This is a genomic window from Nocardiopsis sp. TSRI0078, assembly GCF_001905145.1.
Classification (GTDB): domain Bacteria; phylum Actinomycetota; class Actinomycetes; order Streptosporangiales; family Streptosporangiaceae; genus Nocardiopsis.
Genome location: NZ_LWLB01000037.1, coordinates 161,921 through 188,432 on the forward strand (window position 1 = coordinate 161,921; position 26,512 = coordinate 188,432).

Annotated in this window: 18 protein-coding genes and 2 pseudogenes; 7 read left to right on the forward strand and 13 right to left on the reverse strand. The window is 73.1% G+C overall.

The window, feature by feature from the left end:
- Positions 1-9 precede the first annotated feature (9 nt).
- Positions 10-997: pseudogene (locus tag A6A08_RS26530) on the forward strand (RNA-guided endonuclease InsQ/TnpB family protein).
- A gap of 217 nt (positions 998-1,214) precedes the next feature.
- Here the strand turns inward: A6A08_RS26530 and A6A08_RS26535 are convergent.
- From A6A08_RS26535 to A6A08_RS26555, 5 genes are all read right to left on the reverse strand, one after another.
- Positions 1,215-2,657: an NCS2 family permease gene (locus tag A6A08_RS26535; protein WP_073705388.1), complete on the reverse strand. Its 1,443-nt coding sequence runs from the start codon at positions 2,655-2,657 to the stop codon at positions 1,215-1,217.
- 197 nt (positions 2,658-2,854) lie between these two features.
- Positions 2,855-5,287 (reverse strand): xanthine dehydrogenase subunit D, encoded by a 2,433-nt coding sequence (gene pucD / locus A6A08_RS26540; RefSeq protein WP_073705389.1) that lies wholly within the window; start codon positions 5,285-5,287, stop codon positions 2,855-2,857.
- A complete protein-coding gene (locus A6A08_RS26545; RefSeq protein WP_073705390.1) occupies positions 5,287-6,669 on the reverse strand; it encodes an 8-oxoguanine deaminase in 1,383 nt (460 codons plus the stop codon). Before A6A08_RS26545 ends, pucD begins: the two co-directional genes overlap by 1 nt.
- A complete protein-coding gene (locus tag A6A08_RS26550; protein WP_073705391.1) occupies positions 6,666-7,181 on the reverse strand; it encodes a (2Fe-2S)-binding protein in 516 nt (171 codons plus the stop codon). Before A6A08_RS26550 ends, A6A08_RS26545 begins: the two co-directional genes overlap by 4 nt.
- Positions 7,172-8,041, reverse strand: coding sequence for a xanthine dehydrogenase family protein subunit M (locus A6A08_RS26555; protein WP_073705392.1), 870 nt, complete (start codon positions 8,039-8,041; stop codon positions 7,172-7,174). The genes A6A08_RS26550 and A6A08_RS26555 overlap by 10 nt, the downstream gene beginning before the upstream one ends.
- 260 nt (positions 8,042-8,301) lie before the next feature.
- On the opposite strand from A6A08_RS26555, the gene A6A08_RS26560 reads away from it, so the two are divergent.
- Positions 8,302-9,873 (forward strand): PucR family transcriptional regulator, encoded by a 1,572-nt coding sequence (locus A6A08_RS26560; protein ID WP_073705393.1) that lies wholly within the window; start codon positions 8,302-8,304, stop codon positions 9,871-9,873.
- A gap of 75 nt (positions 9,874-9,948) precedes the next feature.
- Positions 9,949-10,650, forward strand: a complete 702-nt coding sequence (locus tag A6A08_RS26565; RefSeq protein WP_073705394.1) for a pentapeptide repeat-containing protein — start codon at positions 9,949-9,951, stop codon at positions 10,648-10,650.
- Between the two features lie 250 nt (positions 10,651-10,900).
- Here the strand turns inward: A6A08_RS26565 and A6A08_RS26570 are convergent, their stop codons facing one another.
- The 4 genes from A6A08_RS26570 to A6A08_RS26585 form a co-directional block, all read right to left on the reverse strand.
- Positions 10,901-11,866: a helix-turn-helix domain-containing protein gene (locus A6A08_RS26570; RefSeq protein WP_073705395.1), complete on the reverse strand. Its 966-nt coding sequence runs from the start codon at positions 11,864-11,866 to the stop codon at positions 10,901-10,903.
- A gap of 19 nt (positions 11,867-11,885) precedes the next feature.
- Complete coding sequence (locus A6A08_RS26575; protein ID WP_073705396.1) at positions 11,886-12,854, reverse strand: alpha/beta hydrolase; 969 nt, start codon at positions 12,852-12,854, stop codon at positions 11,886-11,888.
- A gap of 172 nt (positions 12,855-13,026) precedes the next feature.
- A complete protein-coding gene (locus tag A6A08_RS26580) occupies positions 13,027-13,956 on the reverse strand; it encodes an aminoglycoside phosphotransferase family protein (RefSeq protein ID WP_073705397.1) in 930 nt (309 codons plus the stop codon).
- 189 nt (positions 13,957-14,145) lie between these two features.
- Positions 14,146-15,120, reverse strand: coding sequence for a LysR family transcriptional regulator (locus A6A08_RS26585; protein WP_073705398.1), 975 nt, complete (start codon positions 15,118-15,120; stop codon positions 14,146-14,148).
- Positions 15,121-15,164: 44 nt separating this feature from the next.
- On the opposite strand from A6A08_RS26585, the gene A6A08_RS26590 reads away from it, so the two are divergent.
- Together A6A08_RS26590 and A6A08_RS26595 are read left to right on the forward strand one after the other, a co-directional pair.
- Positions 15,165-16,013, forward strand: coding sequence for a serine hydrolase (locus A6A08_RS26590; protein WP_073705399.1), 849 nt, complete (start codon positions 15,165-15,167; stop codon positions 16,011-16,013).
- Positions 16,014-16,132: 119 nt separating this feature from the next.
- Positions 16,133-17,110 carry an MBL fold metallo-hydrolase gene (locus A6A08_RS26595; protein ID WP_073705400.1) on the forward strand — a complete coding sequence of 326 codons (978 nt, stop codon included), beginning with the start codon at positions 16,133-16,135 and terminating at the stop codon, positions 17,108-17,110.
- A gap of 36 nt (positions 17,111-17,146) precedes the next feature.
- Here the strand turns inward: A6A08_RS26595 and A6A08_RS26600 are convergent, their stop codons facing one another.
- The 3 genes from A6A08_RS26600 to A6A08_RS26610 all read right to left on the reverse strand — a co-directional run bounded on the left by A6A08_RS26600 (position 17,147) and on the right by A6A08_RS26610 (position 22,709).
- Complete coding sequence (locus A6A08_RS26600) at positions 17,147-18,253, reverse strand: endo-1,4-beta-xylanase (RefSeq protein WP_073705401.1); 1,107 nt, start codon at positions 18,251-18,253, stop codon at positions 17,147-17,149.
- A 14-nt stretch (positions 18,254-18,267) separates the two neighbouring features.
- Positions 18,268-19,521 carry a cytochrome P450 gene (locus A6A08_RS26605; protein ID WP_073705402.1) on the reverse strand — a complete coding sequence of 418 codons (1,254 nt, stop codon included), beginning with the start codon at positions 19,519-19,521 and terminating at the stop codon, positions 18,268-18,270.
- A gap of 161 nt (positions 19,522-19,682) precedes the next feature.
- A complete protein-coding gene (locus A6A08_RS26610; protein ID WP_073705403.1) occupies positions 19,683-22,709 on the reverse strand; it encodes a glycosyl hydrolase in 3,027 nt (1,008 codons plus the stop codon).
- 489 nt (positions 22,710-23,198) lie between these two features.
- On the opposite strand from A6A08_RS26610, the gene A6A08_RS26615 reads away from it, so the two are divergent.
- Both A6A08_RS26615 and A6A08_RS27230 read left to right on the forward strand, forming a co-directional pair.
- Positions 23,199-25,001 (forward strand): serine/threonine-protein kinase, encoded by a 1,803-nt coding sequence (locus A6A08_RS26615; RefSeq protein WP_242422928.1) that lies wholly within the window; start codon positions 23,199-23,201, stop codon positions 24,999-25,001.
- Positions 25,002-25,077: 76 nt separating this feature from the next.
- A pseudogene (locus A6A08_RS27230) lies at positions 25,078-25,377 on the forward strand (VOC family protein); the annotation flags it as partial.
- Positions 25,378-25,498: 121 nt separating this feature from the next.
- Here the strand turns inward: A6A08_RS27230 and A6A08_RS26620 are convergent.
- The gene (locus A6A08_RS26620; RefSeq protein WP_073705405.1) at positions 25,499-26,446 is read right to left on the reverse strand and encodes a sucrase ferredoxin; all 948 of its coding nucleotides are present in this window, start codon (positions 26,444-26,446) and stop codon (positions 25,499-25,501) included.
- Between the last annotated feature and the right edge of the window lie 66 nt (positions 26,447-26,512).

The following is a 26,512-nucleotide window of genomic DNA, read 5'->3' on the forward strand; positions in this document are numbered from 1 at the left end:
GTGTGACCCATGGCGAGCAGGACCGTGAAGCGGGCGTTCAGGTACCGCTTCTACCCCGCCCCGTGCAGACGGCGCAGCTGTCGCGCACGTTCGGGGTGCGTGCGCCCGGTCTGCGACCGTGCCCTCGCCGAACGCACCAACGCCTGGCACACCGAGCAACGGCGGATCTCCTACACCGACACCTTGGCGATGCTCACCGCCTGGAAGAAGACACCGGACCTGGCCTTCCTCAACGAGGTCTCCTGCGTCCCCCTCCAACAGGGTCTGCGGCACCTGCACACCGCCTTCCGCGACTTCTTCGGCAAGCGCGCCCGGTACCCGCGGTTCAAGTCGCGCAAGAAAGCGAAGGCGTCGGCGGAGTACACCGCCAGCGCGTTCCGCTACCGCGACGGGCAGCGGAGGCCGGCCAAGATGGCCGACCCGTTGGACATCGTGTGGTCGCGCCCTCTGCCCGAGGGGGCACGGCCGTCCACGGTGACGGTCTCGCGCGATGCGGCCGGGCGCTGGTTCGTCTCGCTGCTGTGCGAGGACACGATCGAGACCGCCCCGGCCCCGCGTGCGGCGGTCGGTGTGGACGCCGGGATTTCCTGCACCGGCTCACGTCTCGACTCGTCCGCGAGAACCACGTGGTCGTGATCGAGGACCTGACCGTGCGCGCCCTGCTGAAGAACCGCACCCTGGCCCGCGCGATCTCGGATGCGGCCTGGCGGGAGCTGCGGTCGATGCTGGCCCACAAGTGCGCCTGGTACGTGCGGGACCTGGTGGCGGTGGACCGGTTCTTTCCCTCCTCCCGGGCGTGCTCGACCCCGGGTGCGGGGCCACCCATGACCGGGATGCGAACGCGGCGAAGAGTCTCGAAGCCGCCGGGCTGGCGGTGGTTGCCTGCGGAGCTGGTGTGAGACCTCAACGGGAGTCCTCCCGGACGGGGCGACCGGCGGTGAAACAGGAAGGCCACGGGGCGACCCGTGACGGGGCCCGGGCCCCGAACCACCGGTAGGCGGTTCCGCGGTCTCCTGCCTCCAGGCAGAAGAGGAAGTCAAGTGAGCACCTGTCGCCGGGGAGCCGTCGGCCGCGGCCTCCGTCGCCCACTCTGAGGTGGACGGGAACGGCTCCGTAGCTGGCCGGGGGCCACAGTGTCGTTACCCGCACCGGCGGACGGGGAGGCCGGGCCGCCCCTCGGCGACCCGGCCTCCCCGTCCGCACGGGCCCGGGCGCTAGAGCCCGAGGGCGTGCATGGAGAAGTGGAACGCGAACACGGCGCTGAGCACCCACATCAGCCAGCCGACCTCACCGAAGCGGCCCTGTGCCGAGCGCAGCACGGTGTAGGCGATGATCCCGATGCCGATACCGGTGGCGATGTCGTAGGCGAACGGCATCATCACGATGGTCAGGAACGCCGGGACGGCCACGGTCATGTCCGACCAGTCGATCCCGCGGACCTGCGCCATCATCAGTGCTCCCACCATCACCATCGCCACCGACGCCGCCTGGGAGGGCACGATGGAGAACACCGGCGCGAACACGATCGCGGTGAGGAACAGCAGCCCGGTGACCACACTGGACAGCCCGGTCCGGGCCCCCTCGCTCACCCCGGCGGTGGACTCCACGAACACCAGGGTGGCCGAGGAACTGGTCAGGCCGCCGACCACGGCTCCGGTCCCGTCTGTGGCCAGGATCTGGTTGACCCGGGGCATGCTCCCGTCGGCCCTGGCGATGCCGGCCTTGGCCCCGATCGCCAGGATGGTGCCCACCGCGTCGAAGAACCCGGCCAGCACCAGGGTGAACAGGATGACCCCGGCGGTGGTCGGCCCGGCGGTGGTCCAGGCGCCGAAGAAGTCGACCTGGAACAGCAGCCCGAAGTCGGGCACGGCCACGGGGCTGCCGGACAGCTCCGGCGCGCGTCCGCCCCAGTCCTCGCCGCCGAGGCCCGCCACCTGGTGGACCACGACCGCCAGCACCGTGGCACCGACGATGCCGTAGAAGATCGCGCCGGGCGCTCCGCGCACCAGCAGCACGCTCGCCAGCACCAGGCCGCACACGAACACCAGGATCGGCCAGCCGGCGAGGTTCCCGCCGTCGCCCGACGCGCCGAGCTGCAACAGGCTGCTGCCGTCGCCGCCGCTGACGAAGCCGGCGTTGGCCAGGCCGATCAGGGACACGAACAGGCCGATGCCCACCCCGATCGCCATCTTGAGGTTGTGCGGCAGCGCGTTCATCACGGCGGTGCGCACTCCGGTCACCACCATGAGGACGATGACCACGCCCTGCCACACGACCAGGCCCATCACCTCGGGCCACGACATGACCGGGGCGGCCTGGTAGGCCACCACCGCCATCACCCCGAGGGCGGCGGCGCAGGCGATCGGCGCGCGGCCGACCACCCCCATCATGATGGTGACCAGCCCCGCGGCCAGGGCGGTCATGGTGGTCAGCTGGGCCGGGGACAGGAAGTCCCCGTTGACGTCGGGGACCCCGCCGAGGATCACCGGGTTCAGGACGATGATGTAGGCCATCGCCATGAACGTGGTGAGTCCGCCGCGGACCTCCCGTCCGAGGGTGGAGCCGCGCTCGCTGATGAAGAAGAAGCGGTCGAGCCAGGATCGATCCGTGGGGGACCGGTCCCCGGTACGGGGGCCGGTGTCCTTGAGTTGGGTCATGTCCCCTCCTGGAGGGAGATGAGCATGGCGAAGATCGCCATGAGCAAGGGGGTTGATACTCCGGGTGATCAATCAGGGTTGTGCGGGACGACGCTGTTCCGCAAGGTTCCGCAAGGACACCCGCCCCGGCGCCGAGGGCGCCGGCGGATCCGGGGCGGGCGGTTCATGGAGGGGGCGGGCCTGGCCCGCCCCCGCGGCTACAGGTCGATGCCCACGATGTCCTCCGGGCGCACCGGCGCGTGCGTCAGCGCCCTCCCCGTCGCCGCGCGCACCGCGGCCACGATCGCCGGGGTCGACGACAGCGTCGGCGGCTCACCCGCGCCCCGCAGCCCGTAGGGCGAGTGCGGGTCCGGGTGCTCCAGCACCTCGATCCGCATCGGCGGCGTGTCCAGGATCGTCGGGATCAGGTAGTCGGTGAACGACGGGTTGCGGATCTGCCCGTCCGCGACCTGGACCTCCTCCATCAGGGCCAGACCCAGCCCCTGGGTGGAACCGCCCTGGATCTGTCCGAGCAGCTGCTGGGGGTGCATCACCTTGCCCACGTCCTGCACCGCGTCCAGAGCCACCACCTTCACCAGGCCCAGCTCCACGTCCACGTCCACCACGGCCCGGTGCACGCACATCCCGAACTGGGTGTGCGAGGCGCCCTGGCCCAGCTTCGGGTCCAGCATCTCGGTGGGCCGGTGGTGGTACTCCCGGGTCTGCTCGACCACCGTGCCGCCCTGCGCCGAGTCGCCCAGCAGGTCCGCCAGCGACACCAGTGCGCCGGCCGTGGCCGAGACCACCTTGCCGCCGGATAGCGACAGGTCGGTGTCCGCGATCCCCTCGGGAACGAGTCCGCGCTCGCGCGCCAGCGCGAACACCTCCGCGCGCACCGACGCGCACGCCGTCCGGACCGCGCCGCCGGTCATGTACGACTGGCGCGAGGCCGACGAGGAGCCCGCCGACCCCACCTGGGTGTCGGAGGGGGCGATGACCACCTTCTCCACGCCGAGCTCGGTCCGGGCGATCTGGCCCTTGACGGTCACCAGCCCCTGGCCGACCTCGGCCGCGGCCGTGTGCACCAGCACCACCGGCTCGCCGCCCATGACCTCCAGCCGCACCCGGGCGGTGGAGTAGTCGTCGAACCCCTCCGAGAAGCACAGGTTCTTCAGGCCCAGGCCGTAGCCCACACCGCGCACCACGCCCTCACCATGCGTGGTGCCCGCCACCCCGCCCGGCAGCGTGCGCAGGTCGGCGGGGTCGGCCAGCTCGCCGCGCTCGGGCGGCATCGGCAGGTCGCGGCAGCGCTCCAGCATCTCCGCCATGGGCAGCGGCATGTCGATCTCCTGGCCCGTGATGATCCGCGAGCCCTGCGACATGGCGTTCTTGATCCGCAGGTCGACCGGGTGCATGCCCAGCTCCTCGGCGAGCCGGTCCATCTGCGACTCGTAGGCGAAGCAGGCCTGCACCGCGCCGAAACCGCGCATCGCCCCGCACGGCGGGTTGTTGGTGTACACCCCGTAGGCGTCCACCAGCACGTTCGGCACCTCGTAGGGGCCGATGCCCAGGGAGGAGGCCACACCCACCACGGCCGGGGTCGCCGACGCGTACGCGCCGCCGTCCACGATGATCTCCGCCGTGGCGTACAGCAGCGTGCCGTCCGCGCGCGCACCGTGCTCGTAGCGCATCTTCGCCGGGTGCCGGTGCACGTGCCCGTAGAAGGACTCCTCGCGGTTGTACACGAACTTGACCGGCTTGCCGGTGTGCAGCGCCAGCAGGCACGCGTGGATCTGCATCGACAGGTCCTCGCGGGCGCCGAAGGCGCCGCCCACGCCCGCCAGGGTCAGGCGCACCTTGTCCTGGGGCAGTCCCAGCGCGGGGGCGATCTGGCGCTGGTCCACGTGCAGCCACTGCGTGGCCACGTACAGGTCCACGCCGCCGTCCTCGGCCGGAACGGCCATGCCCGACTCCGGGCCGAGGAAGGCCTGGTCCTGCATGCCGACCTCGTACTCGGAGGAGACCACCGCGTCGGCCTCGGCGCGCAGCCGCTCCAGGATCCCGCTCTCGCGCTCGACCGACCCCGCCGCCCCGGTGAAGGCGCCCGTGCGGACCGGCTGGTAGCGCAGCCGGTTGCCGCGCTGGTTGTACTCGGGGTGCTCGGGGATCGTGCCCGGCTCGTGCACCAGCGGGCAGTCGGGGTCCAGCGCCGCCCTGCGGGAGTCGCTGATCGGCTCCAGCACCTCGTAGTCCACCCGGATGCGCTCCATCGCCCGCCGGGCCGTCTCGGGGTGGTCGGCGGCCACCACGGCCACCGCCTCGCCCTTGTAGCGCACCTTGTCGAAGGCCAGCACCGGCTGGTCCTGGTGCTCCAGCCCGTAGTGCTTCTCGCCGGGCACGTCCTCGTGGGTGAGCACCGCCTGCACCCCCGGCACCTTCAGCGCCTCGGTGATGTCGATGCCCAGGATCCTCGCGTGCGGATGGGGGCTGCGCAGGGTCGCCCCCCACAGCATGTCCTCCATCCACATGTCCGAGGAGTAGGCGAACTCGCCGGTGACCTTCAGGGTTCCGTCGGGGCGGCGCGGGCTGGCGCCCACCCCGTCCTTGGTGGTGCTGGACAGGTCCGTCACGGTACGGGTCGTCACCGCCATCAGCGGCTCACCTCCTGGGTCAGGGTTCGGTGCGCCGCGCGGCCGCGCGCGGCGGCGGTCTCTGCGGACAGGGTGCGCAGCTCCCCCCGGTCGACGACGGTGCTCCCGCCGACCCAGAGCCGCTCCAGGGGCGGTGTGGGGCCGAAGACCGCCGCCACCACCGGATCCTCGATCACGTCGTAGCCGAATCCGTCCATCCGCCACAGGGCGATGTCGGCGAGCTTGCCGACCGTCAGGGAACCCAGTTCGGCGTCGCGGCCCAGCACCCGGGCGCCGCCCAGGGTGGCCATCTCCAGCGCCTGGCGGGCGGTCAGGGCCTGGGGGCCCTTGCGGGCGCGGGCCATCAGCAGCGCCTGGTGCATCTCACCGGCCAGCGGGGTCAGCTCGCTGGAGGCCGGCCCGTCCACGCCCAGCCCCACGCTCACGCCCGCGTCCAGCAGTTCGGTGACCCGGCAGATCCCCGCGCCCAGGCGGGCGTTGGAGGTGGGGCAGTGCGCCACCCCGGTGCCCGTGGCCGCGATCCGCCCGATCGCCTCGTCGGACAGGTGCACCGCGTGCGCGAACCACACGTCACGGCCCAGCCAGCCGAGCTTCTCGGCGTACTCCACGGGGGTGCAGCCGAACTCGGCCAGGCACTGCTCCTCCTCGTCGAGGGTCTCGGCCAGGTGGGTGTGCAGCCGTACGCCCTTGTCCCGGGCCAGCGCCGCGGCCTCCACCATCAGCCCGCGCGAGACCGAGAACGGCGAGCACGGCGCCACCGCCACCCGTGTCATGGCCTCGGGGGAGGGGTCGTGGTGGGTCTCGATCGCCGACGCCGTGCCCGCCAGGGCCTGCTCCAGCGACTCCACGACGGCGTCCGGCGGCAGCCCGCCCTGGCTCTGGCCCCGGTCCATCGACCCGCGGGCCAGGTCCAGGCGCACGCCCACCTCGCGGGCGGCCTCCACCTCCGCGGCCACGATGTCGCCCCGGCCGGAGGGGTAGACGTAGTGGTGGTCGGAGGCGGTCGTGCACCCCGACAGGGCCAGGTGGGCCAGCCCGGCCGAGGTGGTCCCCGAGACCACCTCGGCGTTCAGGCGGCCCCAGATCTCGTAGGAGCCCACCAGCCACTCGAAGAGCGTGCCGTCGGCGAACAGTCCCTGTGTCGCCCACTGGTAGAGGTGGTTGTGGGTGTTGACCAGGCCAGGGGTGACCATGCACCCGCGCCCGTCCACACGCTCGACGCCCTCGGCGCCGGGGGCGGGCCCCGCGCCCACGGCGGCGATCCGGCCGTCGCGGACCACCACGTGCCCGTCGGCGTACTCGGCGCCGTCCACGGTGACCACGTGGGCGCCCTCGATGGCGAAGGCCCCGCCGGCCGCGGGGGCGGTACTGGTTCCGTTCATGCTCCGCTCCCGGCCTCGGCGCGGCGCTCGGCGGCCAGGTGCACCGCGTCGATGATCTTCTCGTATCCGGTGCAGCGGCAGAGGTTGCCCGCCAGCGCCTCCCGGATCTCGGCGTCGCCCGGCGCGGGCATCCCCGCGCCCACCGTGCGCTCCAGCAGGTCGTCGGTCTGCACCAGCAGGCCCGGCGTGCAGAAGCCGCACTGGACGGCGCCCGCCTCCACGAAGGCCTCCTGGACCGTGCCCAGCGCCCGCTCGGTGCCCTTGCCCGTGCCCTCGGCCAGGCCCTCCACGGTGCGCACGGTCCGTCCCTGCGCCTGCCCGGCGGCGATCATGCACGAACACGCCGTCACACCGTCGAAGTAGACCGTGCAGGAACCGCACTCGCCCTGCTCGCAGGCGTTCTTGCTGCCCGGCAGCCCCAGCCGCTCGCGCAGCACGTACAGCAGGCTCTCGCCCGGCCACACATCGTCGGCGGTCACGTCCTCGCCGTTGACGTTGAAACTCACGCGCATCGCGTGACTCCCTTCCGGTAGTCGGTGACCGACCAGCTCAGCGCGCGGCGCGCCATCACCGAGAGCGCGTGCTTGCGGTACTCGGCGCTGCCCCGCTGGTCGTCGATGGGGCGGGCCGCCGCGGCCACCAGTTCTCCGAACCGGCGCACGGTGGCCTCCGAGGGCGACCGGCCGTTCTCCCAGTCGAACTCCTGGGCCAGGAACTCCTCGGCCGCCTCGGCGCGCAGCGGCGTGGGCCCGGCCGACCCCAGTCCCGTGCCCACGGACCGGCGCTCGCCGTCCAGGGCCAGCGCGAAGGAGGTCACCGCGATGACCATCGCGTTGCGCGTGCCGATCTTGGCGAACTGCTGGGGGCCCGACGGCTCCGGCAGCAGCACCGCCGTGATCAGCTCGTCGTCGCGCCTGGCCGTCTTGCGCAGCGACAGGAAGAACTCGCGCACGGGCACCCGGCGCCTGCCGCGCACCGACGCCAGCTCCACGGCCGCGTCGGTGGCCAGCAGCGACGGGTGCGCGTCGCCGGCGGGCGAGGCCCCGCCCAGGTTGCCGCCCACGGTGCCCCGGTTGCGGATCTGCGGGGAGGCCACCGAGCGGGAGGCCTTCGCCAGGGCCGGAGCCGTTCCCGACAGGTGCTCGATCACCTTGGTGTAGGGCACGCCCGCACCCAGGCGGGTACGGTCGCCGTCGGGCCCGTACTCGGCCAGCTCCGGGATCCGGGCCAGGTCGATCAGGGCGGGCGGGCGCCTCTTGTCGAAGTTGAGCTCCACCATCACGTCCGTGCCGCCCATGATGGGTACCGCGTCGGGGTGGGCGCTCTTCGCCTCGAGTGCCTCCTCCAGTGTGGAGGGGCTCAGGAACTCCATGCTGGTCCTCTTGTCGCCGCGTTCTCGCCGCCGCTCGCAGGCGGTCGGCGCGTCCTTCGTCAGTCGCGTTGTCCCTGGTTGGTCGGGTAGTGCTGTGAAGTACACCACTGGAACCGCGATCCTTACCAGCAAGTGAAGACATGAAGTGTCCGCTCGGCGAACGGTTATCGTTGGGCGTTTCCTACAAGCGGTGTTCCCGGGGACGGTGACGGCTACCACCGTCGCCGCCGCGCACCACACGAGCGACAAGAGGGACGTCCATGCGGATCAGTGAGCTGCTCGCGGTCAGGCGGCTGCACCTGAGGTTTCTGACGGGGGAGGAGCACGCGCACCGCGAACTGCGGTGGGCCTACACCACCGATCTGCTCGAACCCGCCCGCTACCTGCGCGGCGGCGAGTTCGTCCTCACCGGAATGATGTGGCGCACCCGCCCCGAGGACTCCGAGGCCTTCGTGTCCTCCATCGCCGGCGCCGGGGCGGTCGCCCTCGGAGCCGGGACCGCCCTGGGCGAGGTCCCGCCCGACCTGGTGGAGGCGTGCCGCGCCCACGACCTGCCCCTGGTGGAGGTGCCCCCGGAGACCTCCTTCGGCGCGGTCACCGAGGAGGTGCTGCGCTCCCTGACCCAGCACCGCTTCAGCTCCATCGCCGAGACCCGCGACCGCCACCGCCGCCTCATGGCGGAGGTCGCCTCCGGCGCCGACCTCCCCCGCGCCTTCGCCGAGGCCGCCGGACAGGCCGGGCTGACCGCATGGATCGTCTCCTCCACCGGACGCCACGTCGCCGCCTCCGGCGAGCCCCTGCCCGAGGGCGACCGCGAGTGGCTCGCCGCCCGGGTCCTGACCCGTCCGTCCTTCCCGTGCACCGTCCGCCCGCCCGGGGAGGGCGGACGCACGCTGACGGTCCTGCCCGTCCAGACCAAGGAGTCCCACCCCCTGGCCACCTGGCTGCTGGTCTGCGAGGGCGACCACACCGCCTGGACCGAGGAGGTGCACGAGTCGGTGGCCGAGCTGGCCTCCATCGCCGTGCTCTCCCGCAGCCGCGCCGAGGAGCGCGCCCTGACCGACGCCCGCCACCTGGAGGGGCTTTCCCGGTTGCTGGCCGCCCAGCGCTTCGACGAGGTCACCGAGCTCATGCGCGGCACCGGTCCGTCCGGCGGCGGGGAGGACGGCCACGTCGTGGTCAGCGCCGTGATGCTGCCCGAGCCCCGTGTGCCCGACCTGGCCCGGCGCGTGGTCACCGAGCTGCTCGCCGACCACCCCGGAGCCGTCGTCACCGGCGACGACGACACGCTGGCCGTCGTCCCCGTCGGCGGTTCGGAGGCCGACGCCCGCGCCCGGGCCGAGGAGGTCCGAGCCGAACTGCTCCACCGGGCCCGCGTCCTGGAGGGAGGGCTGCTCGACCACCGGCTCGCCATCGGCCTCAGCTCGGCCGTGCGGGGCGTGCCCGAGTTGCGCGGCGCCACGGTGGAGGCCCGCCACGCCCGCCGCCTGGCCGAGCTGCGCGGTGGCCGCTCCCGGGTGATCGCCGGGGCCGAGATCGACTCGCACGAGCTGCTGCTGGCCTCGGTCCCCGAGGAGGTCCAGTCCTCCTACCGGGAGCGGCTGCTGGGCCCGCTGCTGGCCTACGACCGGGACCACCGCTCGGAGCTGGTGCAGACCCTGGAGCAGTTCCTGGACCACTCGGGTTCGTGGCAGCGCTGCGCCGCCGCCATGCACGTGCACGTGAACACGCTGCGGTACCGGATCGGCCGGGTGGAGGACCTGACCGGCCGGGACCTGAGCAGCCTGGAACACCGGGTGGACCTCTTCCTGGCGCTCAAGCTCCGCGACTGAGGGGCCGGTGCGTCGCCGGGAACGGGGGGCGTGCCGCGCGCGGAAGTGTCACCGGTTGCCGCTAGGGTCCCCACGATGAGTACAGACCTCTCCCTCCCCGAGACCACGGACGCGGACCTGTCCGACGCCGACCTGCGCGACGTCCTCGCCGGCCCCCCGGACAGACCGCGCGTGTTCACCCGCTGTGACCTGAGCGGGGCGGACCTGTCCGGCGCCGACCTGGTCGACGCCGCCTTCCACGACTGCCGTCTGGACGGGGCCCGGCTGGACCGGGCCGTCCTGGAGGGGGCGGGGTTCACCGGCGGCAGCGCGGCCGGCGCCGTGTTCGCGCACGCCGAGTGCACCGACACCCGCTTCGAGCGGGTGGACCTGGCCAACACCCGCTGGCAGGGCGCGCTGCTCACCGACACCGCCTTCACCGGCTGCCGGATGACCGGGGCGGGGCTGACCTCCCTGCGGGGGATCGGCTACACCTTCGCCCACTGCAACCTGATGCTGGCCCGCTGCAAGGGCATCACGCTGCGCGGGCGGACCCTGGAGGGGCTGCGCATGGACGAGGCCGACCTGGCCAGTGCCGACCTGCGCGACACGGTGTGGGCGGACTCGCGGCTGCGCGGGGCCAACCTGGTCAACGCCCGGCTCGCGGGGGCCGACCTGCGCGGCGCCGACCTGGGGGAGCCCACCCTGGAGCAGGCCGGGTACCTGCGGGGGGCCAGGGTCAGTCCCGCGCAGGCGGGCACGATCCTGGCAGCCCTGGGCATCACGGTGGTGGACTAGCGGGCGCCGTGCCCGGTACCGGCTCCGCGCTCCGGGCACGGCAATGAATCTACGCCGTAAAGGTGCCTTCTCTTTTCTGTGTGCACATGTCGTGAGGAGAACACGGGAAGGCACCGGCCTCGTCCCCGACTCCGTCATCCGTGGCTGGTCCGGGGTTCTCGGAAACAGCAGATGCGGGCCATGGCGTCAACGCACACGGCCTCTGGCAGGGCGGGGAGGGGCCTGGCGGCCGACCGCCCCGACACGAGCGTCAGGGATGGTGGTGCAGCCGCCGCAGTACCAGAGCCACCTGCAGGCGCAGCCTTCCCGTCACCTCGCGCACCGGCCAGCCCAGCAGGCGCTCGGCCCGGCCCACGCTCTCCTGCAGCGTGGAGTGATGCACCCCCGCACGGGCCGCGGCGGCCCGCAGACTGGGGGAGGAGGCCACCGCCTCCAGGGCCGCCAGCAGCGGTGCGGCGTCGCGGGCCACCCGCTCCAGAGCCGCCACGTCGGGTACCGGCGGGTCCCCCGGCCGCACGGTGTCGGCCAGCAGCAACAATCCGCCCAGGTCCTCGGCGAACACCACGCGGGGGCCCGGGTCCGTGCCCGTGCCCCGGGCGGTGAAGCGCAGTGCCCTTCGTGCGTCCTCCCACGAGGACGGCAGCCCCAGTGCCTCCACGGCCGGTCCCACCCCCGCCCGTTCGCCGCCCGGGTCCTCGGCGGCGGCCACGACGCGGATTCCGCCGCCGTGGAGCGCCACCGCGCGGGTCGGGGAGCCCGGCACGATCCCGAACCGGCGGGCCGCGCGCGCCCGCTGCTCCTCGGGGAGGCCGGGGTCCACCAGCGCCTCGGCCAGGGCCGCGCGCCCGCCCGCCATCGGCGCGGTCCGCTCCATGCGGGCGCGCACGGCCGCCGCCGCGCGTTCCAGCACCATCGCCTCCACCGGGCCGGGTTCCTCGGCGAGTTCCAGCCACAGCACGCCGCCGCCCGCCCGTACCGAGCACCAGGAGGGGTCGGGGCCGTGGGCGCCGCGCTCCACCGACCCGTCCGGGGCGACGCGCAGGGCCGGGTCGCGCCCGGGGCCGACGAAGCCGGCGGGGACGCCGGTCAGGACGGCCGCGCCCCGCACGACCGGTTCCAGTCCCGTTCCCGCCAGTTCGTCGAAGTAGGCGATCACCTTCACGGCGGCGCCCGCCTCGGGGTCCAGTGCCGAGATCCTGCCCAGGAGCTCTCTCATGACCTCATGGTGCCCGTGTTCAGACCCCGATGATCCGCCGCAGCCACGGAAGGCGCTGCGCTGCGGCGCTGCGGCTGAGCGCGGCCTGGGGAGCCATGCTGTCGAAGCCGTGGAAGCCGCCCGGCCACACGTGCAGTTCGGCCGAGCCTCCCGCCTTCCAGATCCGGGAGGCGTAGTCCACGACCTCGTCGCGGAAGGTCTCCGCCGAACCCACGTCCAGGAAGGCCGGGGGTAGACCCGACAGGTCCTGTGCGCGTGCGGGGGCGGCGTAGGGGGGCACGTCCGGGCCGCCTGCCGCCTCGCCGAGCAGTGCGCCCCAGCCGGTGGCGTTGGCGACCTTGTCCCACACGCCCGTGCCGGCCATCTGCCGGGCCGAGACCGAGTCGTTGCGGTCGTCGAGCATCGGGCAGACGAGCAGTTGGCCGAGCAGGTCGGGGCCGCCCCGGTCGCGGGCCAGCAGGGCGGTGGCGGCGGCCAGTCCGCCTCCGGCGCTCGCCCCGCCCACCACCAGGCGCCGGGGGTCGAGGCCCAGGTCGTCGGCGTGCTTGGCGGCCCACGTCAGGCCCGCGTAGCAGTCCTCCACCGGTGCGGGGTGGGGGTGTTCGGGAGCGAGCCGGTAGTCCACGGACACCAGGGCCAGGCCCAGTTCGTGCGCGGTCTGCAGCAGTGCGGGGATCTCCGCTCCCCGGTGGGTGCCCATGATCATGCCGCCGCCGTGGATCCAGTACAGGGTGCCCACGGGTGCGGTGGTTCCGGTGGGCCGCCACAGCAGCAGGGGCACGTCGGCGCCGTCGTGGCCGGGGGCGTGGTGTCCGGTCTCGGTGTAGGCGCCGTCCAGGGTGAGGTCGTCGTCTGGGCCGAAGGCCTGTGCGGCGCGCCGCCGGCGCAGGTCCGGGATCATGTCGGGGGTGAGTCGGGAGGGGATCTCGTCGCGGAGCACGGCCAGGACCGCGGCCAGTTCGGGGTCGAAGGGGGGAGGGGTCGGCATGTGCGCCTCCTGGTGGGGTGTGCGGTGCGTCACCATTGTGGCCGGGTGGGGGGTCGGCGGGGCAGCGCCGTGTGGCGGGTGCGTGCCGCCACACGGCGGGGGGCCTCGTGCGGGGGAGGTGCGGCGGGCCGGGGCCCGGAGGGCGCGGGCGCCTGCGGACCCCGTCCGGTGCTCAGCCGGCCACGGCCTCGCCGATCACCACCTGGGGGTGCGGAGTCCGGAACCGGCCGCTCTCCAGGCGCCACACGCAGTCCTCCAGGACCCGGACCAGTGTCCATGCGCGGGCCCGTTCGCGGTCCAGGCCGGTGACCTCGGTCAGCAGGTCGAACCTGCGGCGCACCGACCGCGGTTCCTCGCCCGGGGCGGCCTCCTCCGCGAACCGGTTGCGCAGCGCGGGCAGGAGTTCGTATCCGGGGTCGCCGACCAGGGGTTTGGGGTCGATGGCCACCCACGGTTCCCGGTCGGTTCCCGGCAGCGGGGCCAGCACGTTCTGGAAGTGCAGGTCCCAGTGCAGGAGCCGGTCGCCCGGCTGGGACGCCATCTCCCGGGCGGTCGCCGAGCAGCGGTCCAGCAGGAGCCGGAACCGGTGGTCGAGGCGCTCGTGTGCGAGGAAGGGGCGGGTGCGTTCGACGAGGGCGTGGGTGATCGGGCCCAGGGTGCGTGTTCCGGCCGGGCCGGGATGGGCGTTCAGCCGGGTGAGCAGGCCGCCGATCACGGTCAGGGCCCGGTCCACCTCCACGCCGTCCAGGGAGCGGGCCGGGTCCAGGGCCTCCAGGAGCATCGCCCCGTTCGCGGGGTCGTGTGCGAGCAGGCGTACCGCGCCGCGGCCCGCCCACGTGCGCAGCGCGCGGGGCTCGCCCTCGCTCTCCTGGTCCACGGGCAGCACCTTGAGCACGGCGGGGGTCGTGTCGGCGCGCCGTACCGGTACGACCAGGGACACCGCTCCGTGCAGGGGGCGGTCGCCGGTGGGGCGCAGGTTCCAGCGGTCGCACTGCCGGGCGGCCGTGCGGGACAGGCGCTCCACCCACTCGGGGCCGAAGAGGTCGCCGACCGACCTGGCCAGTTCCTCGGGCACGCTGATCGGAGGCGTGTTCTGGGACATGTTCGTCGTCTCCTTCGTCGTCTGGGAACCGCTGGTGACGAAGGAGTGCCGGGGGGCCGCGTGTCTAGCGCATACCGAACACCTCACCGATCCTGGTCCGGGTCACGAGGGTACCGGTGGTCCGGTGCCGCGCACCCGTTTCCCGGTGTGCCGGGCGGCTCGCGGCCGGGCCCGGGCCCCGGGGCGGGGTCATCCGGGCAGGGTGATGGGGCCCTCCCCGTACACCAGCGACCAGGGGCGGTGTCCGTCGCCGACCGTCAGCGACCCGCTGTTGCCGGGAGGGTCGGACAGGACCCGTGCGGCGGCCTCGGCGAAGGCCGCGGCGGCCGGGTGGGCGTCCTGGGCCGGGCGTACCGCCTCCGTGCGCCGGTGCAGCGGGGTGCCGGTCAGCGGCCGCCAGGCCAGGCGCGGCTCCCGTGCGGCCACCGCCGCCGTCTCCAGGGCCACTCCGCGTCCGGCCAGCACCAGTCCCAGCAGGAACTCGGTGTCGCCGGCCTCGCGTACGCGCGGGGGGATCCAGCCGCCCTCCCGGCACACCGCCAGTACGCGTTCGAACCACACCGGGGCGGCTCTGCGCGGGGGCAGTACCAGGTCCCGTCCCGCCAGGTCCGGAAGGTGTACGGCGCTGTCGCGCGCCAGCGCCTCGCCGCGCGGCAGGACCGCGCCCATTTCCGCGCGGTGCACCGGCTGGGCCACGAGTCCGGCTCCCTCGAAGGGCGCGGTCAGCAGTCCGGTGTCCACCGATCCCCCGCTCAGGGCGCGTACCAGTTCCGTGCCGGCCATCTCGCACAGGTCCACCTCCAGGCCCGGTGTCTGCTCGGCCATGTGCTCCACCAGGCCGCGCAGCGCGACCGCCGGTGTGCCGGGCGGTACGGCGGCTCGCAGGGTGCCCAGTTCGCCGTCGCGGACCCGTCGCATGGTCTCGCGCAGGCGTGCCTCGCCCGCCACCAGGTCGCGGGCCTGGGAGACCAGCAGCCGTCCGGCCGGGGTCAGTTCCACGCGGCGGCGGGAGCGGTCGAACAGGGCCACTCCCAGTTCCTCCTCCAGGCGGCGCACGGACTGGCTCAGCGCGGGCTGGGCGATGCCCAGTTCCGCGGCCGCCTCGCCGAAGTGCTCCTCCCGTGCCACCACCAGGAAGTACCGCAGGTGCCGTCCAAGATCCACGGCCCGACTCTAGACCACCGCCGGCGGGCGCTAGCGTGAGCGCCGTGAACACCACCAGCGCCCCCGCCGTCCGTGTCCACGCGCGTGAGGTCGACGGCACCGGTCAGGTCGGCCACGGGGCCGAGGATCCCGTCGTCCTGGCCTCCGTGGCCAAGGTCCTCATCGTCCTGGAGTTCGCCCGTCAGGCCTCCACCGGGCTCGTGGATCCCACCGAGCGGGTGGTGGTGCGCCGTGACGCCCGGCTCGGGGGCTGGGGCACCGCGGACTTCGCCGACGACGTCGAGTTGTCCCTGCGTGACTGTGCCCTGCTGGCGATGACCATCAGCGACAACACCGCCGCCGACCTGATCGTGGACCGTGTGGGTGTGGAGCCCGTCCAGCTGCTCGCCGCGGAGCTGGGGCTGGAGCGCACCCGTTTCACCGGTGGTCCCCGTGCCCTGCTGCACGCCCTGCTCGACGAGAGCGACGCCACCGGTACCGATCCGGCCGTCCTCCTGGCACGTGACCCCTCACGGACCACCTCCAGCACCCTGGCCGACATCACCCGGCTCCTGCAGCTGGTGTGGACCGACGCGGCCGCTCCGCCGAGGGCCTGTGCGTTCGTGCGCGACCTCATGGCGCGTCAGCTGGTGCGTACCCGTATCGCCTCGGGTTTTGGTCCCGACGTCCGTGTCGGGGTCAAGTCCGGGACTCTGCCGGGGCTGCGTATGGAGGCGGGTGTGGTCGAGTACCCCGACGGCGGGCGCTACGCCGTCGCGGTGTGCGCGGTGGGCCCCGATCCCGACCGCACCGCCCTGGAGGCCGACATGGCCCTGGGGCGGGCCGCGCGTGAGGCCGTGGAGCGGTTGCGTGTCCGCTTCCGGACAGCCGGGGGGACCTCTGCGCGGTGCTGACCGCTTCCGATAGGCGAACGCCTATCGGAGCTGGTCGTGCCGCTTATTGGACGCTCTGTCGGGGGCCGTGCTTGTCTGTGCGCCGTTGGACCCACCGAGTCAGGGAACGAGGTCAGCACATGACGATCGGACGACGGGGATTCTTGCGGGGCGCGGTCGCGGGCGGGGCGCTCACCCCCTTGCTGGCGGGTGCCGCGGCGCCCGCCGGCGCCACCGCCGCATCGGGGGCGCCCTCCGGGGGGAGGGGCGGCAGGGCCGTCTTCCGCTGGCTGGGCACCAGTGGTTGGCGTGTCGACATGCCCGGCCGGTCGTCGGTGCTGGTCGACCCCTTCCTCACCCGGTTCACCACCGGCCTGTTCGACCCCGACCGCGAGTTCGACCCCGGGACGGCCCTGACCGTGGACGCGTCCGCGGTCGACGAGCACACCGCCGACATCGGGGACGGGGGCGTGGTCCTGGTCACCCATTCGCACTGGGACCACTTCTCGGACGTGCCGCACATCGCCACCACCACCGGGGCCCGGATCGTGGGCACCCTGACCACGTACCACCTGGCCCAGGCGATGGGGGTTCCCGTGGGGCAGGTCGCCCCGGTGCGCGGCGGGGAGGTGCTGGACTTCGACGGGTGTGTGGTGGAGGTCGTCTCCTCCCGGCACAGCCGCAACGCCGACCACTCGGTGGCCTTCGCGGGTGTGCGGGTGGAGGTGCCGCGGGAGCCCGCCACCATCGCGGACCTGCCCGAGGGTGACACGCTGGCCTTCCAGGTCACCCCGCCGTCGGGTCCCTCGGTGTTCTTCATGGGCGCCAGTGACTTCGCCGAGCGCGAGGTGGCCGGGTTGGCGCCCGACGTGGCGATGGTCGCGCTGCCCGCCACCTCCAGCACGTACGAGTACGTGCCCCGGTTGCTGGAGGCGCTGGACCGGCCCGGGACGGTGGTTCCGGTGCACTGGGACCACTTCGAGCGCGAGCTGGTCAACCCGCCGGTGGACGGCACGGGGAAGGGCATGGGCGTGGCGGAGTTCACCGCCCTGGTGCGCCGGGTCTCGCCCGGGAGCCGGGTCGTGGTGCCCGAGTACCTGACGTCCTACACGTTCTAGTTCCGGGTTCCTGGGAAGGGGGTGTTCCCGGCGTCCTCAGGGGCGCCGGGACAGTGCCTCGACCATGCCGTCCAGGGCGGGTTTGGGTTCGTAGTCCTCGTCGAAGGGCAGTGCGGCGGTGTATCCGGGGAACCACTCGGGGATCCAGGAGTGCTGGTCGCTGACCCCCCACACCGACACGCTCACGCACCGGGGTACCTCCAGGCACGCCCGGACCACGTGCCGGTACTCCTGCTCCTGTTCCCGCAGGGCCTGTTCCCGCGGGGGTTCGGGGATGCGCACGTCCAGTTCGCTGATGCTGACCTCCAGCCCCAGGTCGGAGAAGCGGCGCATGTGCTCGGCCAGGTCCGGGGGGACGTTGCCGTGGACGAAGTGCCCCTGGAAGCCGATGCCGTGCAGGGGTACTCCGCGGTCGAGCAGGTCGGTCACCAGGGAGTACATGGCGTCGGTCTTGGCACTGCCGCCCTCGATGCCGAACTCGTTGACGTACAGCCGGGCCCGGGGGTCGATCTCGTGTGCCATGGACAGGGCCTCGGCGATGTAGTCCTCGCCCAGGACCTGGTACCACAGGTTCTCGCGCAGGTGGGGGCCGTTGTCCTGGAAGGGTTCGTTGATCACGTCCCAGGAGGTGACGCGTCCCTGGTAGCGCCCCAGGAGTGCCTCCATGTGCTCGCGCATCACCTCGCGCAGCTCCTGCGCGTCCCAGTCCCCCTGGGCGAGCCACGAGGGCTGCTGGTTGTGCCAGAGCAGGGTATGTCCGTGCACGTCGAGGTCGTGGCGCCCGGCGAAGTCCACGATGGCGTCGGGGCCGCTCCAGTCGAACCGGTGCCGTTCGGGTTGGACGTGTTCCCACTTCATGGCGTTCTCGGCGGTCACGGAGGTGTAGTTGTCGGTGACCACGGACTGGTAGTCGGGGTCGTGTGTGAGCGGGTTGACCGCCACCGCGACTCCCAGGTCGATCTCGTGTGTGCGGGCCAGCCGGGGGAGTTCTCCCCGGGGCCCCTCCTGTTCGGGGCGGGGCAGGGCGACCGCGAGGATCGCGGTGACCACGAGGACCACCACGCACAGGACCCCCGCCGTCAGCAGGACCTCGCGTCCCCGGGCGGGTGCGTGCCGTCGGCGGGCGGAGGGTGTGCCGCGCATCCGGTCCCTCCCTTCTACCGGTGTCCCGTGGTGACGGGGAGGGCCGACAGGGCGCGTACGACGCTGGTGCGCCGGCGGGTGGGCCGTGCGGTGGGGCGTAGGTCGGGCATGCGTTCGGCCAGGGCGCGCAGGGCGATCCCGCCCTCGAGGCGGGCGAGCGGGGCGCCCAGGCAGTAGTGGGCGCCGCCGGAGAAGGACAGGTGGTCGGAGGCGTCGGGGCGTGTGATGTCGAAGCGGTCGGGGTCGGTGAAGCGTGCGGGGTCGCGGTTGGCCGAGCCGATCAGGCACAGGGCGTAGCCGCCCCTGGAGAGGTGGTGGCCCTGGACGGTGGTGTCGGCCTGGACCCAGCGGGTGGTCATCTGCACGGGGGAGTCGAAGCGCAGTGCCTCCTCCACGGCGCCCTGGGCCAGTTCGGGGTCGGCCACCAGGCGCCGCCACTGCTCGCGGTGGCGCAGCAGGGCCATCATCCCGTTTCCGATGAGGTTCACCGTGGTCTCGAACCCGGCGACCAGGAGCAGTCGGCACATGGTGTTGGCCTCGGCGGCGGTGAGGCGGCCGTCGCCGGTCTCGGTGGCCAGAGTGGAGATCACGTCCTCCCGGGGGTCGGTGCGCCGCTGGTGCAGCAGCCGCTCGAACAGTGCGTCCAATTGTGCGGTGGCCTGCCGGATCCTGCGCAGGTGGCTCGCCGAGCGGGCGCCGTCCAGTGCGCTGCCGACGGTGTGGCCGATGCGCACGAACTCGGCGTCGTCGGACTCGGGGATGCCCAGCAGGCGGCTGATGACCGCGATCGGCAGCGGCTGGGCGAAGTCGCGCATGAGGTCGAAGTCGCCGCGTGCGGCCGCCGCGTCCAGCAGGGTGTGGGTGATCTTCTCGATCTCGGTCTGGTAGTGCCTCATCCGGCGCGGGTTGAAGGCGGGCCGGGCGATCCGGCGCAGCCGGGTGTGTTCGGGCGGGTCCTTCATGAGGAAGGACAGGTCCAGGACGTCGAACTGTTCGGGCAGTGCCCCTTGGCGGGGGGACTCCACGCCGAACTCCCGGCCTCGCAGGAGCGTGCTCACCGCTTCGTGGGTGTGCGCGGTGCGAAAGCCCAGGCGGCTGGTGGCGAAGGGACCCTGGTCGCGCAGCCGCCGGTAGGTGGGGTAGGGGTTGTCGCGCCAGGGGTGGTGCAGGAGCCGGCTGGGGTGGTCCCGTGCCTGTGCGGCCAGCCACGAGAGTCCGTGGGCGGTGCGCAGTCGGGTGTCGGTGCGGAGGGCGTCGAGAATCTGCATGGCCGTGGGTCCTCTCCCTGCGTACCAACGACACTAGGCGCGTGTTCCCCGCGGGGTCATGGAGGTCGAGGACTTGGCCGCCTGCGGCCAGCAGGGAACTTCCCGGCGGCCCGGGGCGTTGGACGCGCCCCGGGCCGCCGGGACCCTACATCTCGGCGATCCTACAGCTCGGCCTGGCCGTAGGGCAGGAGCCGCACGGGTCCGAGGAGGCCGTACTCCTGGGGGCGTGCGTCCTCGTAGACGTCGGGGCGAAAGGCCCGCATCCGGTTGAGGAGGGTGGTGGCGACCTCGATCTCGATGGTGTTGGTCCCGCGTGTGAGCCAGGGGCCGACGTCGACCACGGGGGAGAGCTGGTCGCAGGGCGGCAGTTCCGTGCCGTTGACCGTGACCCGGTAGGTGTCGGTCACCCTTCCCAGGTCCAGGTGGGCGCCGTGTCCGCCGGTCCAGGCCTCGCCCAGTTCGACGGTCGTGGTGTAGCGGCCCGTGCCGGAGACCTCTTCGAGTCCGTCGATGTCCGTCCACGGCGCGAGCGTGTCGAGGGAGTACTCGTGGAGGTGGACCTCGGTCTCGGTGGTCGATCCTCCCGGCCGCCAGTCCTCGACCTCCACTCGCCATCCGGTCAGTTCGACCTGGGCGCCGACCGTGTCGATGGTGGTGGTGACGGTGCGTCCGTCGGCGTAGGTGCTGGTGTAGGTGCCGGGTTCGCCGGCCCGGATCACGGCCCTGCCGTCGGCCAGCCGCACGGTGTCGGCGTCGGTGCGGTCGAGGCGCAGTTTCTTCAGCCGGCCCGGTGGCATCTTGGCGTCGGGGTCGGAGAAGCGGGTGGTCCACTGCGGTGTGGCCAGGGCCAGGACGGTGGAGGAGCCCGGGGCCAGGCGGACACGGACGCTGACGCGCCCCTGGTCGGCCTGGTGCAGGGGCAGTGGTTCGATCCGCCCGGTCCACAGGTCCAGGGCGAAGGGGTAGGCGTCGCGGACACCGGTGGAGACGGTGATGTCGTGGTCGACCGGGTCGGTGTCGGAGCCGTTGGTGAGGTAGTACAGCTCCAGGTTCTCGCCCCGGCGCCTGGTGTGCAGCAGCGGCGAGTCCTCGGCGTAGACCACGTCGGGTGCCGCGTCGAGTGCGTCCAGGCCCTGGGGGATCTGTTCGCGCGTGTCGACCCTGTGCACGGTGGGCTGGGCGAGCAGTTCCTGCAGGGTGGCCGTGAGTTCCTGGGCCTCCTCCTGGTCGATGCCGGGTTCCTCGGGTGCGCTCCAGTCGCCCACCACGAGGATCCTCAGGCCGGACCGGGCGTAGCCGAGGAGCCTGCGGGCGGTCTCGACGGGCAGGGTGGCGACGCGTCCGTTGAAGGCGTCGCCCTCGAAGACGAGGAGGCTGTAGGCCGGCCCGTCGGGGGCGAGTCTGCCGCCGTCCACGTGCGGGTCGGTGATCTCCAGCAGCCGGGGGCTGAGGAACTGGTGGGTCCAGCCGGTGCGCACCCCCTCCTTGCTGAAGTGCGCGGCTCCGAAGCCCGAGCCCGCGTAGCCCTTCTGGCGCAGGAAGGCGACGTCGACCGAGGGTGTGCCCCACTGGAGGGTGTGCTGGGCGCGGGCGAGGAACCCGGCGACGTCGGGTGCGTGCTGCCAGGTGGGTTGGCGGGGCCCCCAGGACTCGCCGTATCCGATGCCGCCGTCGTAGGGGGTGAAGGCGGCGAAGCCGGGCCATTGGGCGCCGGGGGCGTCGGCGTAGGAGAAGCCGTGCAGGACCGCCTGGTTGACGCCCGCGGCGTACTCGCGTGCGAGGGTGCGCACCGTCTGTTCCCAGGTGGTGCTGTGGGCGCCGCCGTGGGTCGCGCCGGCCTCGCTGGAGAGCACCTTCTTCCCGGCGAGGTCGCGGCCTCCGGCCAGGGAGCGGAAGTCGTCGAGGTTATTGAACCCCAGGGACTCGCCCTCGGCGGTGTCCACGAGGGCGGCCTTGGCCACGGCGTCGGTCTGCAGGCCGTAGGGCTGGATCCGGTACGTCATCCCGAGCCCGTGGGCCCAGTCCCGCAGCGGTGTGAGGTGGTGGTCGATGTAGAGCTGGGAGAGGAGGTCGTTGTAGTCGTCCAGGGCGCGGCGGTCGGTGACCGGGTCGAAGGTGAAGACCTTGTCCTCGTCGACGCGGACCAGTACCGGCAGGTAGGGCGTGGGGTCGTATCCGTGGTGGCGTTCGAACGCGGCGGGCAGGTCGCGGGTCCACAGCGTGGCGTCGGTCTCCATCTCGATGGAGTCCTCGAAGATCGCTCCTCCCGCGGGACCCTCCAGGAGGGAGCGGATCCTCGGGGTGAGGATCCGCTCCTCCCAGAAGTCGATGACCGCCTGGGTGCCGGCGTCGCCGAAGTGGTCGACCACGTAGGACACCGGTTCGGTGTGCGGGCCGCGCTCGGGCCGCTGCCCGGAGCCGCGCTCCCAGTACGCGATGAGCGCCCAGGTGGCGTCCTCTCCCTCGGGAGCGGTCCAGGTCAGCTCCTCGCCTTGGACGGAGGGGGTGAGGTCCTGCAGGGTGGCGGGGTCCAGGGCGCAGGGCGTGTCCTGCGCGGAGGCGCCCTCGGCCAGGCGCAGGGCCTGGACGTGGCGGAGCGTGCGTCCGTCGACCCCCTCGGCCGGGGAGACCTCGGGTTCGGGCAGCGCGCCGGTGAACTCCTCGCCCGCGGCCAGGAAGCGCACGCCATGGGCGAGTTCGCGCACGGCCGCGGTGTCCTGGGGGGTGATGGTGGGCAGGGCCGCGGGCCAGGCGGGGCCGATGGTGATGTCGACGGTGACGTCGCGCTCGTGGGCGCGGGCGAGCGCGGCCTCCAGCGCCTCCCGCCAGGGGGCGGTGCCCCAGCCGTGTCCCCGGGGGTCGAGCGGCTCGGTGGAACTGTGGTGGACGTCGGCGATCTCGACGCCGCCGAAGCCGGCGTCCGCCACCTGGTCGATCTCGCGTTCGATCTCCGCGGTGTCGACGAGGCCGTGCGGCCACCACCAGCGGAACCTGGCCTGGGCGGTGCGTGCGGGGGCGGCGAAGCCCGCGGCGAACACTCCGTCGGAGGGCGCGGCGTGGGCGGCCGGGAGGCCGAGGGCGGGCTGGAGGGCGGCCGTCGTGCCGACCGCCGCGCCCAGGCCGATGAAGGAGCGGCGGGAGGGAGTGAATCCGGAGCGCTCGGGATGTGCGCTCGTCGTCTCGCGCATGGTCTTCCTTTCCGCACCGTGGGCACGGTGCCGAAGAGGGGCGGGGGCGGGGCGCCCCCGGGGGATGGTCGGCGGTTCCCTGGGGGACACCACCGTGTTAAAACGTTTCAGGGAAGTTACCAACAAGCACGCTGATTGATCAATGCTTTCACGAGAATCTAGGAAGCTTTCTTGAAAACTGCCCCTCTGTCAGGGAAAACGTGGATGTTCGTCATGCGTATGCGGTCAGCTACAGGATAAGAACGTTTCACTCATGTGGAGGAAGGCCCGAGGTTCCGGGTCTGGGACCAGCGGCGGGAGCACGGGCCCGTGGCGACCGCGTCCGCGGGACCCGCCACCCCCTAGACTGGGCTCCTCCGCAGCGGACGCGGCGGTTTCTCCGTACCTCGGTGCGGGACGGCGGGGCCACTCCCACCGGTCGGCGCCGCTCACGGGGTTCCTGGGTGCAAGAGCAAGGCGCAGAGTCGGAGGATGAGGACGTTGGGTCCCTTGGAGAGCACTGACCCCGAACGCATCGGCCGGTACCGGCTGATCGGGCGCTTGGGAGCCGGCGGTATGGGTCAGGTGTTCTTCGGTCGCTCGGCCGGGGGGCGTGCGGTGGCGATCAAGCGCATCCACCCGCACATGGCCGCCGACACCTCCTTCCGCCAGCGCTTCGCCCGCGAGGTGACCGCCGCCCGCCAGGTCAGCGGCGCCTTCACCGCTCCGGTCATCGACGCCGACCCCGACGACCAGGTGCCCTGGCTGGTCACCTCCTACGTGCCCTCCCTGCCCCTGGACGAGGCGGTGCGGGCGCACGGTCCGCTGCCCGAGGCCAGCGTGCGCGTACTGGCCGCCGGCCTGGCCGAGGCGCTGGCCGAGATCCACCGGGTCGGCCTCATCCACCGCGACCTCAAGCCCGGGAACGTCCTGCTCGCCGAGGACGGGCCCCGGGTGATCGACTTCGGCATCGCCCGCGCCACCGACGGGACCGCGGCCACGCAGTCGGTCATCGGCACCCCCGGTTTCATGAGCCCGGAGCAGGTGCAGGGCGAGGCCCTCACCCCCGCCGGCGACCTGTTCGCCTACGGCGCCGTGCTGGCCTACGCCGCCACGGGCACCGGTCCCTTCGGCGAGGGGAGCATGCCCACCATGGTGATGCGCATCATCAGCCACGAGCCGGACCTGTCGGCCGTTCCCGAGTCGCTGCGCCACCTGGTCGCCGCGTGCCTGTCCAAGGACCCGCAGGGGCGTCCCGGGCCGGGGGAGATCCTGGACTACCTGGGTGATGTGCACGTGGGCCCGGCCTGGCTGCCCCCGGCCGTGATGATGGGCGTGCAGGAGCAGGTCGCCAAGGTCAACAAGGCGCTGGCCGTCTCGGCCGGCGACGGGCGGGCCACCGGAGCGCACCAGCGCACCGAGGCCCTGGGCGGGGCCACCGCCCTGGGCGGTGCGGCCGCGGGGGCCGCCGCGTCGGACGCGTTGGACGATGACCGGCCCACCCGGGTGGCGGGTGGTGCGCCGGGGGCCGAGGAGGGCGCCACCTCGGTGCTGGGGGAGCAGGCCCACCAGCAGGGCTACCAGCCCACGGCCAGGTTCCCGGGCGCCCAGCAGGTGCCGCCCACCGCCCAGTACGGTCAGGACGCCACCGCCCACGGGTACGGGGCCGTCTCCGCCTACCGGCAGCAGGAGGGCGGCCCGGGCGGGGAGGACCCCTACGCCGATCTGTACGGCACACGGCGCGACTCGCGCGCCGAGGCCGCCGCCGACCCGTACCAGCAGCAGGAGCAGCTGCGCCGGCAGGAGGAACAGCGCCGGCGCCGCATGGAGGAGCAGCAGCGCCAGCAGGAGCAGCACAGGCGCGCGGAGGAGCAGCGGCTGGAGCAGCGCCGCCGCCAGGAGGCCGAGCGCGCCCACCGCGAGCGCGTGCGCGCCGAGCAGGAGGCGGCCCGCCGGGCGCAGGCACAGGCGCGCCACACCGACCAGCCGGGGCTGTGGGGTTTCGTCAAGCTGCTGCCGCTGCTGATCATTCCGCTGATCCAGATCCCGCTGGGTTACGGCGCGGCGCTGGCGTGGTCGTGGTTCACCGCCGAGAGCGGTGTGTGGAACGGGATGGCCTACTCCTTCGAGCCGTTGAGCATGGACTCCTTCTGGCACGCGACCATGCTGGGCTATTTCATCTTCAACAACCTGGTGTCGCTGGAGTACCTGGTGCGGTCGCTGCGGGCCTCCTTCGTCACCGGTGCGGTGCTGGCGCTGGGGGCGGTCGCGGCGACCAACGGGCTGCTGTACAGCTTCGGTTTCTGGGGCTAGAGGCGGAGCCCGGGCCGCCTCGCGCCCGACCGGAATGGGAGCATGCCCGGGGAGCCCGCAAGAGGCCGGGCCGCTGATGACGGGAGACCCTGTGCCGACCCACATCCGCAACGTCACCTTCGACTGCGCCGACCCCTACGCCCTGGCGTCCTTCTGGTCGGGGGCACTCCGGGGGCGGGTGGACCCCCGGGCCCTGCCGGGCGACGAGGAGGTGCCCGTGCACACGTCCGAGGGGCCGGGGCCGCTCTTCGTGCGGGTGCCCGAGGACAAGGCGGTCAAGAACCGCGTGCACCTGGACCTGGGGGCGGCGGTGCGGCGCGACGAGGACGTGGAGCGGTTGGTCGGGCTCGGCGCCACGCGGCTGGCCGACTTCCGTACCGGGGACGGGTACGGGTTCGTCGTCCTGGCCGACCACCCCGAGGGCAACGAGTTCTGCGGTGGAGCGCAGCGACCAGGAGGTGCGGGCCATGGGGGAGAGCGGGTCCTGAGGACGCGCCTCAGCCGGGGAGGGAGGCGCCCGAGCGGTCCCGGCGGATCTCGGTCACCCGGTGGTGCACCGGGCGGGTGGGGGAGAGCGCCGAGCACGTGGACGGGCACTCCGGTCCCTCCACCGCGGCCACCGACACCGTGTACAGGCCGCCGCCGTGGCCCAGGGTGACCCGGACCCCCTCGGCGGTCTCCTCCTCGTCCAGGTGCGTCAGCGCGTCCACGCCCACCGCGCCCAGGCGGGTGCGCAGCGCGGCCTCGGCGGCCTGCGCGGCCGAGGAGTCGCTGCACCGGCCCCGGTAGTTCTCGGGCAGCACCACGCCGCGCTCGAAGGCGGCGACCGTGCGCCGTGCCGACTCCGGCTCCAGGCGGCCGAAGTAGGCCCCCTGGGGCAGGGCGACCAGGTTGGCGGCGAAGCGGTCGCCGCCCACGTGCGTGGTCTCCCACACCTGGGCCCGGCCCCCGCTCAGCGCGGCGGCCACCGGGCGGCCCAGCACCGCGCAGCACGGGTCCTTCTTGGCGTGCGTGCACACCAGGTACAGGGTGTGGTTCACGGCGGTGCCGAACGAGGGGGGCTCGGGCCGCTCCACGGCGGTGGTGTCGTACTCCAGCAGTTCGGCCAGATCGGTGAAGTCCACCTGGCGCACCCACGGGTCGGTGCGGCTGACGTGCACGAAGTAGGCGCGCCTGGGGGGCCGCCCGGTCCGGGTGCGGCCGGTGTCGCCGGGGCGCTTGATGAGCTGGGGTTTGATGTCCCTGCCGGTGATGCGCTCGGCCAGCCGTGAGACCACGGCCTTGTCCAGGCCGGGGCTGGTGAAGGCGGGGTGGCGCCAGGGGCCGGGGTGTTCGATCAGGAGCCAGCCTGTGGTGCGTCCGGCCGTTCCGGAGATCGGCTCGCCGGTGTAGCGGGCCAGGGCCGAGCATCCCCGGCTGCCGTCCGGGGCGGTGGGCAGGCGCACGGATCACGTCCAATCGGGTGGCGGGTACACGGCGCCCGTGGACAGGGCACGGGCGCGACGCGGCGT